Origin of the sequence: Brucella tritici (genome assembly GCF_008932285.1) — a bacterium.
Lineage (GTDB): Bacteria > Pseudomonadota > Alphaproteobacteria > Rhizobiales > Rhizobiaceae > Brucella > Brucella tritici.
This window is the reverse complement of sequence record NZ_WBVY01000002.1, coordinates 538,189-554,898: the sequence shown is the minus strand read 5'-3', so window position 1 is coordinate 554,898 and position 16,710 is coordinate 538,189. Positions and strand designations below refer to the sequence as shown.

The following is a 16,710-nucleotide window of genomic DNA, read 5'->3' as shown; positions in this document are numbered from 1 at the left end:
GTTCCGAATGGCTTGACTTAACGAGAGCACATCGCCTGATGATACGTCGCAATCAATGTTAAGCAAGTTTTCGTAAAACTACAGTTGATCCGTGCTAATTCTTTTGCATGAGCCTGTCATAGTCACGTATCCCTTTTCGGTACAATCCACCTGTACGGTCAGCTTGACTCTCCCGGCCACCTTTCGTTCCATAGTCGGCAAACATTATGCCAGGGATTAGCATGATGCAGTCCTCGCCGAACAAAAACTCACCGGCCACCGGTTTCCGCAATGTTAGCGACCGGATTTTGCGCCTATTGAGGCTTCCCGAACTCTTTCTGTGCACGCTTCTCGCAATTTTCTTTGCTGGCAAGTTTGTCCTAATGCGAAAGGCAGCGACCGACTCTTTCGCAATAGCCTTGATACAGCACGACGCCGCTATTCTAGCCGCCCTGCTGTTTCTTTATGCATTCAATCTATATTTCAGAAAAAATTCAAAATTACGCTATCTGGCCACGACGGCCAGAGCGCTTTGTATCTTGATAATTTTAATCTATATCATCGATATTTTGGCTTATTTCTTTTTTGCGACACGCCTTTACATAAGTGACGCGGTTACATTCTCAGGCGAAATGGATTCCTTCGGGACGCTTTTAAGAACAGGATTCAACATCGTCACGGCAAAGCAAGGATGGATCGTAGTCATTGCGGCAATTGGCGTCGGGGCTGTAGTTTACTTCAGCTTTGTCTTCGTGTCTGGCCGGTCAAACGCACGGCTAAGTCCTCTACCTATCCTGTCAGTGGGAGGGATGCTCGCAGCATTCTACCTTGTTCATCTACCTGCCTATGTCTACGCATTTGGCGACAAACCTCTATTCGAGAACTTTGCTGAGCGAAACGCCAGCTTTTTTAAGAAAACCACATTCAGCGATGATCTTCGGCGGACACTCCGCTCAACATCCGCGCCAACCACCTGTCATCCAGGAAGCAACAAACCGCTGGACGTACTGGTTGTCGTGGTGGAAAGTCTGTCGGCCTATCACTCCAGATATTTTTCCGGGATAGAAGACTGGACGCCCCGACTGGATGCAATTGCGCAGAACGAAACCGCGCTGACAAACTTCCATGCCAACGGATGGACGACAATCGGCGGGCTGGTTTCGCTTCTCACAGGGACCTTCCCCTTCGTGCCTGAACAAGCAAAACTCAATGCTTGGGGATCGCCCCGCCTGGACGACTTCATCGACATTCCCGAACCTCTGCCCCGAAATCTGGCTAAACTGGATTATCAAACCACTTTCGTCGGTGCTGGCGATCTTGGATTTCTTGGCCAAGCAGAATGGCTGCAGGCTATAGGGTATCAGCGGATCATCGATAACCGTGACCCGCGTCTAGACAAGCAAACTATCAGAGGGCCATTCAATTCTGTTCCAGACAAGCAACTTTTCGATCTCGTATTGGACGAAATTGCCCACATGAAAGGAACTGGCCGCCACTTCATCACGGCACAGACATTTTGGAGCCATCGTCCGTTCATGGCGCCTGACGGAAGCGCCCATCATAGTGAAGAATACGTCATGCGAACGACCGATCAGGCAATCGGCTATCTGTATGACGGGCTTCTCAGGATGGGATTTCTGGATCACGGTATTCTGTTCATTGCGGGTGATCACAGGGCCATGGAACCATATCGAAAGGCAGAGATTGATCGGTTTGGCGCAACTGCTGTCACAAGGATACCTGCCATCGTAGCAACCAAAGCTGTCAATCTACCGCATGTGATCGCCGGAAATTTTCAACAGCGCGATTTGCAGGCATCACTGATGGCGCTAATCGACAAGGAATACTGCCTCGATGCATATCAGGGTACGTTTTTGGGTCCACACCCTGCACCACCGCAGTGCATTATGCACGCCCGGGGAGACGATCGCGACTTAATACTGGTCAAATGTAGTGACAAGGAAGGTGTTGTCGCCGTTGCTGGTGATGCGACGGCGGTCGCCAGTGGTACGCTGCCCAACGAAGTTGCGCTCATAGAAACTATAAATCGAAATAGGTTGCGCCTTCCTGTGAAGAATACAGACCTGCTGGCGAACCACCAGGCAAACGCCGCTAGATAATGTGTTCCAACCCATTAGCACTAACAGAAGGGCAAGCGCATTCTGGACTCTGGCTTGCTACCCATCATATAATAGTTTTCAATATTTCATTCACCACAAAATATCTTTTATTGCGCATAAGAAATATTATGCATTTAATATTCTATCAACAACAGGAAATAATTACATAAATTTTACTTTATTTTCGCATTTCGTCGATAGTTAAATATTATTTACATAGCTTTTTACGATGAAATACCTTCTTCAAATATACCTGAAATGGAATATAAATTTCTCGTTCGGCCAACAATCATTCAAAACCCCACGCTCCTGGATTGCGGGTCAGACACCATAGGACACACAAAGAGGCGAGGATTCAGCGAATTGACGACCTTCGAGCTGTGAAGCTCGTACAGGTCGCCATTCGGGCCGGTTCATTGTTGATGAGAGTTTGGAGCCCTTCAAGTATGCAGGCGATCGCTCGGCTTACACAAGAAACATAGTTCTGTGTGCAGCGGCGCTGTTATTCCTGCAAAAAGCACAGCCCCCGAGTATGGCATCACAATATCGCTGCCATCAGCACGTTTTCCTATGATCTTCCCTTTTTCAACTTTCTCGCCTGCTGCAAATTGTTTGAGCAAACGATCGTCTTTATGATCGGCCAGAATAGCATCGCTGATTTCAAGCACCCATGATGGCTGAGCCACGGCTGGCTGCGCGGAGATCAGACCCAGCGCCGCCATTCCGTTAATGACACAATCATAACCGACCTGCGGCCCATTGGGATCGAGATGTTGACCGCATTCGACGGTCACGCCGTACCCACCCGCAAATCGCATATATTCAGTAGTGCCTATGGCATTCAGGGACGACAGCCCTTCCGTTACGCCAGCTTCACGTTTTTGCTTAAGCGCCTTTTCGTGCGCTGGTAACCAGCCATGAATAATGATCGGAAGGCCAAGCGCCTTAGCCAGCTTTTCTTCCGCTTCCTGATGCGCGAAAGGTTCAAGTGTTCCGTCGTTGTTGCGCGGTCCCATCAGAGCTAACGGCGGCCCGTCCGAGCTGAAAGAATGTAGATCGATCAGCACGTCATGGGCGCGTAGCAATGGGCAGATGATATTGGCCACGCGGTCCTCGTTGTCCTGGGGGATAGCACTTTCGGAAAGATTGCGGTTGAAATTGCGGTCGCCGACGCGGGTATTGTTACGAAAGGCAAGCTCGTTCACGACGGGCACAAAGGTCACCGTGCCACATTCCAGGCTCCTTTGTCCGCTGCGGAATTCACTGATCAGACGCGTGATCGCATAAGGGCCGCATGGCTCGTTACCATGCACTGAACCGGTCACAATAAGGCGCGGACCTGGCTTCAAGCCATGGAACGTAACAGCCTCTATGGCTGTGGACGGGGTTGCCACCAGCGGTGCGAGGGTCGTTTGTGGCCCATCGACCGATGCAATATCGATAACCATACCGGGTCGCACTCGGCGTGCCAGTTCCATCAGATGTTCGTGGGCAACGACGACGCAGCCCGATGTACCGCTAAAGTCGGGGCGGGCGGAATGCATGAAAATGGCAGACCCGCCACGTGCCTCAGGCAAGGCATCGTTCCAGCCGACAGGGATGATCAGATCGAAAAGCCGCTTCCCCCGACGGGAAGCCTGCGTCTCATCGGTTTCAAAAACCAGCTGGTTATAAAAGGGACTGTCTGCATCTTCCACCCAGCGATAGTTTTCGGGCTTGGGTAAAAATGGAAAATCGAAACTGCGTGGCTCATCGCCAAAAACCGCAGGATCGTAAAAGCCATAACGCAAAGGATAGCGACCACGGGGGGTTTTCCCATCACCTTCACGTTTCAACTGCGGTTCCACCAACCCATTGCGGCCTATCGCGCATTTCACGGTCCACTCGTCAATAGTGAGCAAGCCAATATGGGGATTCTGTTGATCTTGCCCGGTACGCACAACAATAGTGGGCTGTTCAAGCGTTCCGACCAAAAATGGATTCTGACTCATAATCTTAGCCTTGTTCTAACAAGTGACAGCGTGCTCGATGGAAAGAGCTGCCCGACGAATTGGTGAAAACGGGAATATCGCCAGAGCGGCACGGAACAAATGCCGATGGGCAACGAGGATTGAAGGCACAACCTTGCGGAGGGTTGAGGGGCGATGGAGCCTCGCCTCGCATGCGGCGTTTACCAGCAGTTGGAGCCAAGGGGTCGGGGATCGAAGCGATCAATGCCTGCGTATAGGGATGCAGCGGTTTGGTGAAGATATCGCTCCAGATGCCTTCCTCAACGATACGGCCAAGATACATCACTGCGATGCGATCGCTCATGTGTTCAACGACACCCAGATCGTGCGAAATCATCAAGAGCGCAATGCCCAGATCATCTTTCAATTCCAGCAAAAGATTGATTATCTGGGCACGGATGGAAACGTCGAGTGCCGATACAGGTTCATCACAAACAAGAAGTTTCGGCTGTACGATCAAGGCGCGCGCGATACAGATGCGTTGTCTCTGACCGCCGGAAAATTCATGCGGCCAACGGTTTGCCGCATCAGGTTTCATGCCGACCTTGCTCAGCATATCGACCACGCGGGCGTCGATCTCAGCCTTGTCCTTCATGCCATGGAGACGTAAAGGGGCGGCAAGCGCTTCGCGTACAGTACGGCGTGGATTCAATGAAGCAAACGGGTCCTGAAATACCATCTGCACGCTGCGGGCTTGGGTAAGAGGGTCGTTCCGCACATTCGCTGCTATATCGTGACCCAGAACATGTACGGAACCGGAGGTGATCGGAACAAGCCCCATGATTGCGCTCGCAAGAGTAGATTTCCCGCAACCGCTTTCCCCCACCAACCCCAGGCATTCACCAGCGTTGATGGACAACGAGATTCCATTGACCGCCTTCAAGGTCTTTTTCCTGAAGTTTTCGCGAACCGTATAGTGGACGCGAAGATTCTGAATGGCCAGCACTTCCTCTGGATTTTCATTGAGGTTACCGGCTGCAGGTACCAGATCGGAGTTCAGTTCAATCATGATGAAAACACCTAATCGAGCCCTGTGCGTCGAGGGGAGTGAGCGGCGGCATAGCCCCACGGCATTCATCGCTGATCCGCGGACAACGCGAAGCAAAGCCACACCCCATGTCACGTTCCATCAAACCTGGAACGACACCTTTAATTTCTGTCAGTCGCGACCGCCCTTCCTCCAAACGCCGCCCCAGACGAGGAAGAGATGCGACGAGGCCACGCGTATAGGGGTGGCGCGGGTCCGTGAAGATTTCGCTTGCAGGGCGCTGTTCGACAATGTGGCCAGCATACATAACAGCAACACGGTCGCACATACGCGCCACCAGCCCCAGATCATGGGAGATCATGAGCACTGCGGTGCCCCGCGCTGTGCACAGGTCGAGGATCAATTCGACAATCTCTGCTTGAATCGTAACGTCCAGCGCAGTGGTCGGTTCATCGGCGATCAGCAGCGCAGGGTCGCATGCCAGCGCAATGGCGATCATGACCCGCTGGCGCATGCCACCGGATAACTGATGCGGATAATCCTTGATGCGTCGCTCCGGGCTTGGAACCTGGACCTGCTCCAGAGCCTCAATGGCCCTCAATCGAGCTTGACGGGGATTCATCCCCTTATGCAGCACGAACATCTCGCCGATCTGATCGCCTATCGTCATCAGGGGATTGAGCGAGGTCATCGGTTCCTGAAAGATCATGGCGACGCGGTCACCCCGCAAACGCCTCAGATCCTTGTTGGACAGACGACCAATATCCTGGCCTTCCAGAAGAACTCTTCCCTGGGTCACATTCATCGGCTCGCGCAGCAATCCCGCGATCGTCAGCGCGCACAGACTTTTGCCACAGCCGGATTCCCCGACCAGCCCAAATACTTCGCCAGACCGGATGGAAAAATCCAGATTGCTGACCGCCGGGAACGTGCGTCCTTTGGCCCGAAGCGCGATCGAGAGATCATCGACCTGTAAAATTGAATTGTCGGTCATCAGCGCTTTGACCTCCCATGAGGATCCAGCAGGTCGCGCAGTCCATCGCCCAGCATGTTAAAGCCGAGAACGGTAATAAACAGCGCCATTCCTGGGAAAATGGCTACCCATGGCGCCACCATCAACTGCTCACGAGCACGCGCCAACATGCCCCCCCAGCTCGGTGCTGGCGGAACGACGCCCAGTCCTAGAAATGACAGCGATGCTTCCGCCATAATTGCCGATCCAATGCCCATCGTGGCGACCACGATCAAAGGTCCACCGATATTGGGCAGAATTTCCCGCATCATGATGTAAAGCTTGTTGAAACCCAGCGTGCGGGCTGCCTGCACATAATTCTGCGATTTCTGGGTTAGAACCTGCGCACGTGAAATTCGGCAGCTATAGGCCCAGTCCGTCAGACCGAGCGCAATCAACAAGCTCAAAAGCCCAGGTCCAAGCACGGCCATCAGTGCCAGTGCAAAGACAATGGTGGGAATTGACAGCATCAAATTGGTAAGGCCTTGGACGAATTCGTCCCACCAGCCGCCAATATAGCCCGCTGAGAGACCGAGCAACACGCCGATACACGTATTCATCATTTGAATGGCAAGCCCGATCATCAGCGAAATACGCGCGCCATAGACGATGCGCGAAAAAATATCCCGGCCCTGCTCATCGGTACCAAACCAGAACTGCGCGCTTGGTGCTTCTTCGGCATAAAGGAGATTGGAATTGGAGACCGGATCATAGTGGGCAATCCATGGCGCGAAGAGTGCTACCAGAACAATGGTCACGAATATCGTGAGCCCTATGAGAAGATTGGAGCGTATCATGAATACCGCCTGTCCCGATCGAAATGTCTGAATAACTGCAGAGGACGCTTTTCCATAAGCGATCACCGATATCGGATGCGCGGATCGATCGCGAGATAAGCGATATCGACAAGCGTATTGATGATGAGAAAGAAGAGCACGATCACAAGAATGCAGCCCTGTACCGTTGGAATGTCACGCATGGAGACCGACTGCGTAAGCAGCGAACCGATCCCCGGCCAGGCAAAGAGATTTTCGATGACCACCGATCCGCCTAGCATCGAACCGAACTGCAAGCCGATCGTTGTCAGTATCAAAACGAATGCATTCCGCGCCATGTGCTTGGTCACAATGCGGAATTCCGAATTACCTTTTGATCTGGCAGTGCGAACAAAATCGGCATTCATGGTTTCGAGAACGGCTGCGCGGGTCGTGCGGGCCAAAAGCGCCATCGGAGCAATGCCAAGAGCCAGAGCTGGCAGTATCAGGTTCTTTAGATTGCCGTTGCCATAACCGAAGGTAGGCAACAGTCCCAGTTTCAGCGAGACGAAATACATCGCCAGCAAGCCGAACCAGAAACCAGGCAAAGACAGACCCGATACAGCTGTTATCATAGCCGTTGTATCAAGCCAGGTACCTTGTCGCACCGCTGCCAAAAAGCCTAGCGGCAAGCCAATGATGATGGCAAAGAAAATAGCGGCAACGGCAAGCTTGAACGAGGCGACAATTCGGCCAGACAACATGGCCGTGACCGGGCGCTGCGTGGAGAATGACTTCCCGAGATCGCCAGTTGCAAGTCCGGTGATATATTTGCCGAACCGCTCTAACAGGGGGTCTTTCAACCCCAGTTCTTTTTCGATACGTTCCACAACCGCTGGGTCAATGTCACGTTTATCACCTGCAAGGGATGACACAAACGTGCCGGGCATCACGCTGAATAGAAAGAAAATCAACGTTATTGCAGCAAAGACCGTGACCAGAGATTGCAGCATTCGTCTGCCAATCACCATCAACATAAGAATATCCATAATTGTGTCTGGAGCGCACTCCGACCGCACGGACCGAAAGCGCTGAAAGCATTCACTTCTGAACGCTGTATTCGAACGACATTCGAGAGGCGCTTTCGCTTATCCCGGCAGTCTGGCACCGCACATCCTTTCGGGTGCACGGTGCTGGGCTATTCTGACTCACTGCCTGCCAGGAGCATTATCGTCGAGCCAAAGCGAATCTACCTCGATAATTGCTGCTTCGGTCACGTTTGCGTCGACACCATGAATCCATGGTTGGGTTGCCACTACAGCCTTGTTGTAATTGTTGAACCAAACGGGCGCTTTTTCGAAAATATAGCCGTCAGCCTTTTTCAACAGTTCCACACGTTTGGCTGGATCCGCTTCGGCTGCCGCCTCATCGAGGATCGCATCGTAAGCCGGATCTTTGAACGCACTGCGATTGCAGCCAGAACGGCTTACGCGGCTATCGAAGCAGCGCAATGCATTGAGCGAATCCGGGCCTGTCCCCGCTGAGCGGAACCAGGCCATTGCTTTACCCTGATCCATTTCGTCAACAAGCGTATTGGAATCCACGACCTTTGCCGTGGCAGTAATGCCTACCTCCTTGAGAAACGGCATCATTGCTTCCAAAACTCCAAGGCTCGAAGTTCCTTCCGTCACCGAGATCGTGACCTCGAAACCGTCCGGATAGCCTGCTTGTGCCAGCAGTTGCTTCGCTTTGGCCGGATCGTAGGGATAAGGTGCGCGCTCCTTGTCGAAAGCTGCGGCAGTGGCCGGTAACCAGCCTGTTGCTTTGTACGCCTTGTCCTTGAGAAGCTTGCGGATGATGATATCGCGATCAACAGCATAATTGATTGCCTGACGCACACGCACATCGTCGAAAGGCTTCTTCTCGGTATTCATGCCCATATGCCGCGTGAAGACTTCTGAAAGTTCGATCAGACCTTTGGAAAGTTCAGGATCGGCCTTGTAGAGAACATAGGCATTTTCCGACAGAACGGTGGCGTCCAGCTCACCTGCACGGAAAGCCATATCAAGCGCGCTATTATCACCGGAAATGGTAAATTCAATCGCATCGGCATAGGGTTTGCCCAATTTGAAATATTTATCAAATTTCTTGCCGGAAATCTTGGAACCCTCGACATGGCTTTCAAATTTAAATGGCCCTAACCCCACGGGATGAGAAAGGAAATTTCCGCTTTCCACTTCTTCCCTTGGCAAAATCGCCGTTATGGCTTCGAAAAACTGCGTTCCGGGATCGACGAGATCCTTGAATGTCAAAGAGAAGGTGCGGTCGTCGATTTTTTTGATGCCGCTGACTTCCTTGGCTTCACCCTTCGCATATTCCTGCGCGCCAGCCAGTGTTCCGACTTGTACCGCCCCCGGATAGCCTTTCGTGGGGTCCATGATACGCGTGTAAGACCACACCACATCGTCCGCCGTCAGTTTGCGGCCATTGTGGAAATAGATATTGTCGAAAAGTTCATAAGTGAACGTCTTGCCATCTTCGCTGGTCTTTACCAACCTGGCAAGATCGAGTGCCGGCGCGTTCTTTTCCGAATCCCACGTATAGAGGGACCGATGAAACGCCTTGGAGACGACCATATCCTGCGATGTATAGGTCGCATGCGGATCCAGGCTCTTGAGAGCTGCGCCATAGGGCGCCGCCAGATGTAATGTGCCACCGGACTGGGGGGCATCGGCCCAAGCAGAGAACGCTGGTACAGCCACCGACAATGCCGCGCCCAACAGCGCCGCCTTGATAATCGAGCGATAATTCATCTTTTCCCCTTATGTTTGATTGATTTTATCTTTGCTTAGCTTTGAAACGCATATTCGTGAAAGCGCTTCGCGAATGTGGGAAGGAAGGTTTTGTCGTCTGCCGCCCACTTGCTGTCGCACATGACGAACAAGACAAAACTTTTGCCATCCGGCGTCTCCCCATAAACCAGATCATGTCTGGTCCAGGACGTATGCCCACCTTTCGACCAGGTCATCACTTCAGGCGGCAAGCCCTCAACCAGAAAGCCGCGAACCTGATCCCCTTCCGGCTCAGCATCGTTCGGATGCCGCTGAAATTCGCGATTCATCAACCCCATCATCCACTTTGATCGCGGACGGGCATCGCGCGCGATGTCGTGCAATAGTGCAGCACCCGACAAAGGTGTAAGCAGATTGCCGTTCTGGCCATTGCGGATTTGTCTGGCTCGCCCATAGGGACTGTCTTCGTAGGTACCGTGCAAGACATTGATGCCCGCAAATTCCATACGGTTTTGTGAATCGTACCATTGCTGGACGCGGTGGCGCGCGGCGCACCAGTCTTCAAGCGCTTTGCCTTGCAGGCATGCACCGTCATCCGCTCCTGTTAGACGGCCAACGAGGTAAACAGTGGCCTCATTGGAAGAAATCGCCATCATCTGTGCAGCAGCGCGATCGTCTTCCTCATCTTCCGCAATCACGCCGTCCTCACGAAATGCCGCCAGAGCGTCCAGAAAGAACAGCTTGATAACGCTTGCCGGATAAATCAGCTTGTCAGCCTGATGCCCATACCATGGCGATTGGAGGAAGGGGCCAGGGTCGCACGAACGCAATGTTGCGTTGTAGATGCAGGCTGCAACACCAACCTGGCTTTCATCGAGCGCTCCACCGGTCGATGCCAGTGCGTCTGCCAAAGCACGCTCCGCCGGATGGGACGTTGAGATGAGAGTTGTAGTATTCATTTCTATCCCCTTGTTCTGTTCTGATTTAGCCAAGGAAATTTTTTATTTGATATAGAAAACTTATTAGAAGTTCATGCATATTGGATATGAAGTAGCGGCCAGACGGCGCAATTAAAGCGAGAAACCCATGCAATCGCGGAAAAACCATATCAATGTTCGTCAAGTAGAAATTTTCCGCGCCACGATGAAATTTGGCACCGTCACGGCAGCTGCCGCTGCGCTTGGATCATCCCAACCCACCATCACTCGCGAGCTGTCCAGACTGGAAGAGCATATTGGATTTCGTCTATTCGAACGACGTTTGCAGCGCTTGGTACCGACGGCAAGGGCGCTCAAACTGTTTGAGGAAGTGCAGGCTTCATTCATTGGCCTGGATCGAATCAACGGCTTTATTGATCGCCTGCGGGAGGCCTCGGAGGAAATCCTGACGGTTTCCTCTCTGCCAGCCTTTGCACTGACTATATTGCCGGAGGCGGTTAAGCGATTGAATGCAGACCATCGTGATTTAACTCTGCAAATCAGCACCGTCGACCCACGCAATCAATCAAGCATTTCAGGCTTCAACTTCGATATCGGATTGATCGAGGACGTCTACACGGAGCGCGATGCCGATGCTCGCATTCTGTGGACTTTCAAGCTCGTCGCCGTTTTGCCTCCACAGCATCCGCTCGCAACCCGGAACTTCCTCGAACCAGCCGATTTTGAAGGTATTAACTTTATAAGCCTCGGCCCGCGAGATCCTTATCGGCTCAGCGTGGAACGCATATTCGATATGGCGGGTACGCAGCGTCGCCTGTTCCTGTCGTCACAGTCTGCCGGCGGTGTATGCGAATTGGTTCTGAAAGGCTTGGGTGCCTCTATCGTCAATCCCCTCACAGCGCTCAGCTACGAGCAGCAAGGCCTGGTCTTGAAACCCTTTTTACCCGCCCAGGATTTTGTGCTGTCTGTCCTCAGCCCCTTCAACCGGCCAATCGTTGCCAGTTCTGAATCTCTCGTAAAACATCTATCGCAAATCTGTGCAGAAACACATGATACACTGGTTCAGAAGGGCTTAATCTTGTCTGAAAACAAGAGAATTTAGATAGATCGGTTTTCCATACGCTATAGACTTAAATGCAAACACTCCAGCGACCTAAACGGTCGCGGGAGAAACCACCCAAATAACCTCGCACGTGGTTTCGCCTACTGTCCAGAACCGAACCATGGACCGAGCAGGAAACGCAAAACTATCGCCAGTATTGATAACGAACTGCCTTTCATCAAGCTCCAACCCGAGTGTCCCCCGAAGCACCAGACCGCATTTCCCCCCATCAGCATTGGAATAGGGTTCGCCCGAATCCGCACCCGGTTCCATCAGAAAGCGAAGCATCTGAATTTGCGGCTGGGTGTCAGGTGTCAGCAATTCTTTGATTAGTGCACCATCATTATAGGTCAAAGAGCGCCTGCTATTGCTCTGTACAATAAACTCGTTGGCCTGATTTTCGGGGTTGTTGTCCCGATGGAAAAGCCAGTTGACGGGCATATCCATCGCAGAACAAATGGCCCTGAGGGTCTTGATAGAGGGAGCAGCCAATCCGCGTTCCACCTGGCTCAACATGCCTACGGATATCCCGGCGGGCTCAGCCACCTGCTTCAACGACATACCCCGCATCTGGCGACGAAGCCGCAAAGTTTCACCAACCTGAATAGAATCGCTTTGCGATTCCATGACACTCAGTTCTGTCGACATATGCCACCCTCTCAAAGACTGAATCTTTGCATTCATTAATACACCAATCAATTTAATTGTATTAAAAATATTTGACAAAAATTTTAATACAGTCATAATTTTAACATAACACGTGCGGATCGCAATCAAGAACATCTCTATTCAGGCCGATCGAACGTGGGGAACAGTATCTCGGGATTTTGGGAGGAATCATCATGAGAGCTATCAGGATTGCAGCACTTTGCGCCGTCATGACATCCGTCTCTGCCACTGCTATGGCAAGAGACCTAACCATCGCCGGATGGGGTGGGAATTATCAAGATGCTCAGCGCGAGGCCTATTTCAAGTCCATTGCGGAGAAATTGGACGTCAACATAGTTGAGACGACCTACCTTGGCGGACTGGCTGAAATCAAGGCCATGGTAGATACCGGCAATGTTACCTGGGATTTTCTCATCATGGGAGGCTCGGAGCTTCAACTCGCCTGTGACGAAGGCCTGTTGGAAGAACTTGATTGGAAAGCGATTGGTGAGAGCAATCTGTTACCGGGGGCCGCAACGCCATGTGGTGTCGGCAATGTGGTAATAGGAAATGGTTATGCCTACAATTCTAAAGCGTTTCCTCAGCCGCCGCTTGATTGGAAGGACTTTTTCGATCGCGAAAAGTTTCCCGGCAAACGTGGTATCCGCAATAGTCCTAGCATGAACCTCGAATACGCTCTCATGGCCGATGGCGTAGCCCCAGATAAGGTCTATGAAGTACTGGCCACGCCAGAAGGAGTGGATCGGGCATTTGCGCAATTCGACAGAATCAAGGACCTGTTGCAATTTTGGGAATCGGGCGCACAGCCCATAGAATGGCTTGCCAGCAATAATGTCGCCATGTCCACCGGATATAATGGCCGCGCGGTCATGGCTAAGCGGGAAGGCAAGCCCATTGAATTTGTCTGGAAGAACCATCTGGTTAACATGGATGGTTGGGCGATGGTCAAGGGCTCGCCTTACAAGGACAAGATCAACGATATCTTCAAAATCGTCAACGACCCTCAGAACCAGGCAAAATTCTCATCTCTGATGCCCTATGGCCCGTCCAACACCAAAGCGGCGGAATCTCTAACACCGGAAATGCTGAAAGAATTGCCTGCTGCGGACAATGTCAAGGATGCGGCCTTTTATTCCGATACTTTTTGGGTAGAGCATCTGGATGACCTGACAGAACGTTGGAACCGTTGGGCGACACAATAAACTCCAGTCAGTCAAATACTCCTTGTTGAGAGCCTCCGGCGGCCGATCCGCCGGAACAAATATCCAAAAAGGCGAGCAGAATGATTGCAGCGTCCCGCAAACCGGGCGGCAGCGGATTGGCAGCTATTGTCTGCCTTGCTGTCCCGCTCGTCCTATATACATTTCTCTACTTGGTGCCGATAGGCTCGGTCATTTCGCTCAGTCTCGACAATCGAGAACTGTCAGGCAGCCTGATAAACTTCAACCGCGCGGACAGTCATGATCGCAATGCCCAGGCTGCAGCACTTGTGACCGATATGCGAGCGATGCACGCCAGCCAGCAAGCCGCAGTCGCCCGCGAACTCAATCAGGAACTGAGCGGTTTCCGAACGCTGTTTCTAAAGACAGCCCGTGCCGCCAATACGATAAAAGCCGATCTTCCTAGTTTGACCGACTTTGATCCGCGTTGGAACGAAGAAAAATATTGGACAGTAATAGCACAAAACTCCGACAGGATCAGCTTGCGTCACTTTGAGAGGGCCACCGGCTTCAGAGTGAACGAAGAAGGCAGACTTGAGGCTGGTGGCGACGATATATATCTTCAGATCATGGGTCGCACGCTGACCATTGCGGTTGAGGTCACCCTCGTCACCTTGCTGATCAGTTACCCGCTTGCCTATGCCGCGCTACACGCTCCACGTAGAATGGCCACGTTTATCCTCGTTGCAGTCTTGATGAGTTTCTGGACTTCGATCCTCGTGCGCACGACTGCATGGGTGATCCTACTGCAGACATCCGGCATCCTGAACACCTTTCTCCTCTGGACCGGCCTGATAGATGAACCGCTACAACTGATTTTCAATCGCTTCGGCGTGATCGTTGCCATGACACATGTCCTGCTTCCATTCGCCATTATTCCAATGATGAACGTGATGCGCACAATCCCGAAGTCGCAAGTAGATGCATCGCGAAGTCTCGGTGCAGGTGCGGTAGAATCCTTTCTGCGCGTCTATTTTCCGCAAAGCCTGCGCGGCGTTGGAGTGGCAGTTGGAACGGTGTTCATTCTCGCTCTTGGCTTTTACATCACACCGGCGCTTACGGGCGGCCCGAAAGACCAGATGTTGTCATTCTATATCGCAGACTTCGTCAAGCGTGCCCTAAACTGGGGTATGGCCTCAGCGCTTTCCGTACTGCTTCTCGGTACCGTTCTGATAATGGTTTCCCTTTTCGGCGCGCTTCGCTGGCTTGCAAATCGCAGAGGGGGAGCCCTCTAATGTCCCGCTTCATCTTCTGGACTTCGACGTTGCTGGCGCTGGCTTTTCTGGTCATTCCACTGGTATTGATCATGCCATTGGCTTTCAATGAAAGCTCATTCCTGACATATCCAATGGAAGGCTTTTCACTAAAATGGTTCCATGAAGTCTTTGCGCAGGAACAGTGGGCGCGATCATTTCTCAATAGTCTAAAAGTGGCGGTCGGTACAACCGTTGTAGCTCTGCTGGTGGGTGGGCTGGCTGCCACTGGCGTCATGCTTCTGAATCGCTGGCTGCAAATCATTCTAACCGCGCTTTTCGTGTCGCCGATGATTGTTCCCAGCATCGTCATTGGTGTTGCCTTTGCCTATTCCTTTGGTCGAGCAGGCTTGTCCGGTAGCTATTGGGGACTAGTGCTTGCCCACTCTATTCTTGCAGCACCTCTGGTTTTCCTTTCGGTAATGACGTCTTTGCGCGGTCTCGATCCTGATCTTGACCGGGCTGCCGCTTCTTTGGGGGCATCACGTCGTCACCGTTTCATGACAGTCACTCTACCACTTGCGGCTCCCGGCTTTATGGCTGGCGCTCTATTTGCCTTCACAACCTCTTTTGACGAAGTGGTGGCAGCGCTTTTTCTCGCCTCCCCCGAATCCACCACACTACCCGTTATGCTGTTTTCTGGCCTGCGAGATCGCTTGCAGCCGACACTGGTCGTGGTGGCACTGCTGCTATCACTGATCAGCTTTGCATTGCTCGCACTGATGCACTGGTTACAGCAGCTCGGAAAGCCGGCAAAACACTGAATTTCCGATAAAACGGAGCACTATCATGGCCTTCATCGATATCAGCAACATCAACAAATTTTACGGGACCATGCAGGCCCTGCACAATATATCATTGAGCATCGCCAAAGGCAGTTTTGTGACGTTACTCGGACCATCCGGCTCCGGAAAAACCACTTTGCTGAAAATTCTGGCCGGTTTTGAAGATGTATCAAGCGGTGAAATCCGGCTTGAGGGACGTGACATCACCTCACTCAAGCCAGAAAAACGTAATTTTGGCCTCGTTTTTCAAGGCTATGCCTTGTTCCCGCATATGAGCGTCTTCGACAATATTGCTTATCCGCTTAAAGTTCGCCGCAAGAGCCGCGATCAGATTTCCAGCCAGGTCAACGCCATGCTTGAGCTGGTTCAGCTTACCAAGTTCGCGCGGCGCAAACCACATGAATTGTCAGGCGGCCAGCAACAACGTGTGGCGCTCGCGCGGGCGTTGGTATTTGAGCCGGACCTTCTGTTGCTCGACGAACCCATGTCTGCCCTCGATAAGAAGCTGCGTATCGACTTGCAGGATCAATTGCGAGACATCCACCATCGGCTTGGAACTACCTTTATCAATGTTACGCATGACCAGGAAGAAGCCATGCATATGTCCGATGGCATCGCCGTCATGAACCATGGCCATATCGAACAATACGACACCGGGCACCACCTCTATCGCAAACCAGGCTCGCGCTTCGTAGCCGACTTCATCGGAAAGTCGAACATATTTGAAGGTGCGCTCAGCCTCACGTCTTCAGGACCACAGTTCAGTGCTGCCGAGTTTACCGTGAGCGGAACGTATTTGAGCTCGGTTGCTGACCGCATTGGCAGGGCAGACCTGGTCGTGCGCCCGGAAGATATCCGGCTTGGCTTGCCAACCGATACAGCACGAACCACCGGAGACATCGTGCTCTCCGGTGTTGTGGCGTCGTCAACATACTCGGGGGATCGGGTCCTCTATACGGTTTCTCTCCCAAACGGTCGCACAATCGCGACCTACGGCAGTGCGCGCGATGGGGCCCTCTCAACAGATGCACCAGTACTGATCGCATTCGACGCCAAAGACTGCATCTTGCTCAACTAAACGGGGAATG

The 16,710-nt window shown here is 52.3% G+C and carries 14 protein-coding genes; 6 read left to right on the top strand and 8 right to left on the bottom strand.

Going from position 1 to position 16,710, the window contains the following annotated elements; all coding sequences use genetic code 11:
- Nucleotides 1–221 precede the first annotated feature (221 nt).
- Complete coding sequence (locus F9K94_RS07985) at nt 222–2,099, top strand: LTA synthase family protein (protein ID WP_192799471.1); 1,878 nt, start codon at nt 222–224, stop codon at nt 2,097–2,099.
- A 440-nt stretch (nt 2,100–2,539) separates the two neighbouring features.
- On the opposite strand, the gene F9K94_RS07980 is transcribed toward F9K94_RS07985, so the two are convergent.
- The 7 genes from F9K94_RS07980 to F9K94_RS07950 form a co-directional block, all read right to left on the bottom strand.
- A complete protein-coding gene (locus tag F9K94_RS07980; RefSeq protein ID WP_151644746.1) occupies nt 2,540–4,090 on the bottom strand; it encodes a L,D-transpeptidase family protein in 1,551 nt (516 codons plus the stop codon).
- A 4-nt stretch (nt 4,091–4,094) separates the two neighbouring features.
- The gene (locus F9K94_RS07975; RefSeq protein WP_151644744.1) at nt 4,095–5,117 is read right to left on the bottom strand and encodes an ABC transporter ATP-binding protein; all 1,023 of its coding nucleotides are present in this window, start codon (nt 5,115–5,117) and stop codon (nt 4,095–4,097) included.
- Nucleotides 5,110–6,090: an ABC transporter ATP-binding protein gene (locus tag F9K94_RS07970; RefSeq protein ID WP_151644741.1), complete on the bottom strand. Its 981-nt coding sequence runs from the start codon at nt 6,088–6,090 to the stop codon at nt 5,110–5,112. Before F9K94_RS07970 ends, F9K94_RS07975 begins: the two co-directional genes overlap by 8 nt.
- Entirely contained in the window at nt 6,090–6,905 is an 816-nt protein-coding gene (locus tag F9K94_RS07965) for an ABC transporter permease (RefSeq protein ID WP_061346818.1), read from the bottom strand. Before F9K94_RS07965 ends, F9K94_RS07970 begins: the two co-directional genes overlap by 1 nt.
- A gap of 62 nt (nt 6,906–6,967) precedes the next feature.
- The gene (locus F9K94_RS07960; protein WP_061346880.1) at nt 6,968–7,900 is read right to left on the bottom strand and encodes an ABC transporter permease; all 933 of its coding nucleotides are present in this window, start codon (nt 7,898–7,900) and stop codon (nt 6,968–6,970) included.
- Nucleotides 7,901–8,071: 171 nt separating this feature from the next.
- Nucleotides 8,072–9,676, bottom strand: coding sequence for an ABC transporter substrate-binding protein (locus F9K94_RS07955; protein WP_151644739.1), 1,605 nt, complete (start codon nt 9,674–9,676; stop codon nt 8,072–8,074).
- Between the two features lie 35 nt (nt 9,677–9,711).
- Nucleotides 9,712–10,614 (bottom strand): serine hydrolase, encoded by a 903-nt coding sequence (locus F9K94_RS07950; RefSeq protein ID WP_151644737.1) that lies wholly within the window; start codon nt 10,612–10,614, stop codon nt 9,712–9,714.
- A 127-nt stretch (nt 10,615–10,741) separates the two neighbouring features.
- Between F9K94_RS07950 and F9K94_RS07945 the strand changes: the two genes are divergently transcribed.
- Entirely contained in the window at nt 10,742–11,695 is a 954-nt protein-coding gene (locus tag F9K94_RS07945) for a LysR substrate-binding domain-containing protein (RefSeq protein ID WP_151644735.1), read from the top strand.
- 51 nt (nt 11,696–11,746) lie between these two features.
- On the opposite strand, the gene F9K94_RS07940 is transcribed toward F9K94_RS07945, so the two are convergent.
- Entirely contained in the window at nt 11,747–12,472 is a 726-nt protein-coding gene (locus F9K94_RS07940) for a helix-turn-helix domain-containing protein (protein ID WP_235920592.1), read from the bottom strand.
- A 65-nt stretch (nt 12,473–12,537) separates the two neighbouring features.
- On the opposite strand from F9K94_RS07940, the gene F9K94_RS07935 reads away from it, so the two are divergent.
- The 4 genes from F9K94_RS07935 (at nt 12,538) to F9K94_RS07920 (ending at nt 16,700) form a co-directional block, all read left to right on the top strand.
- Nucleotides 12,538–13,566, top strand: a complete 1,029-nt coding sequence (locus F9K94_RS07935) for an ABC transporter substrate-binding protein (RefSeq protein ID WP_151644733.1) — start codon at nt 12,538–12,540, stop codon at nt 13,564–13,566.
- Between the two features lie 80 nt (nt 13,567–13,646).
- Nucleotides 13,647–14,819, top strand: a complete 1,173-nt coding sequence (locus tag F9K94_RS07930) for an ABC transporter permease (protein ID WP_151644731.1) — start codon at nt 13,647–13,649, stop codon at nt 14,817–14,819.
- On the top strand, nt 14,819–15,601 hold the full coding sequence (locus tag F9K94_RS07925) for an ABC transporter permease (protein ID WP_151644729.1): 783 nt from the start codon (nt 14,819–14,821) through the stop codon (nt 15,599–15,601). Before F9K94_RS07930 ends, F9K94_RS07925 begins: the two co-directional genes overlap by 1 nt.
- Nucleotides 15,602–15,626: 25 nt before the next feature.
- Nucleotides 15,627–16,700: an ABC transporter ATP-binding protein gene (locus tag F9K94_RS07920; RefSeq protein WP_061346825.1), complete on the top strand. Its 1,074-nt coding sequence runs from the start codon at nt 15,627–15,629 to the stop codon at nt 16,698–16,700.
- Nucleotides 16,701–16,710 lie beyond the last annotated feature (10 nt).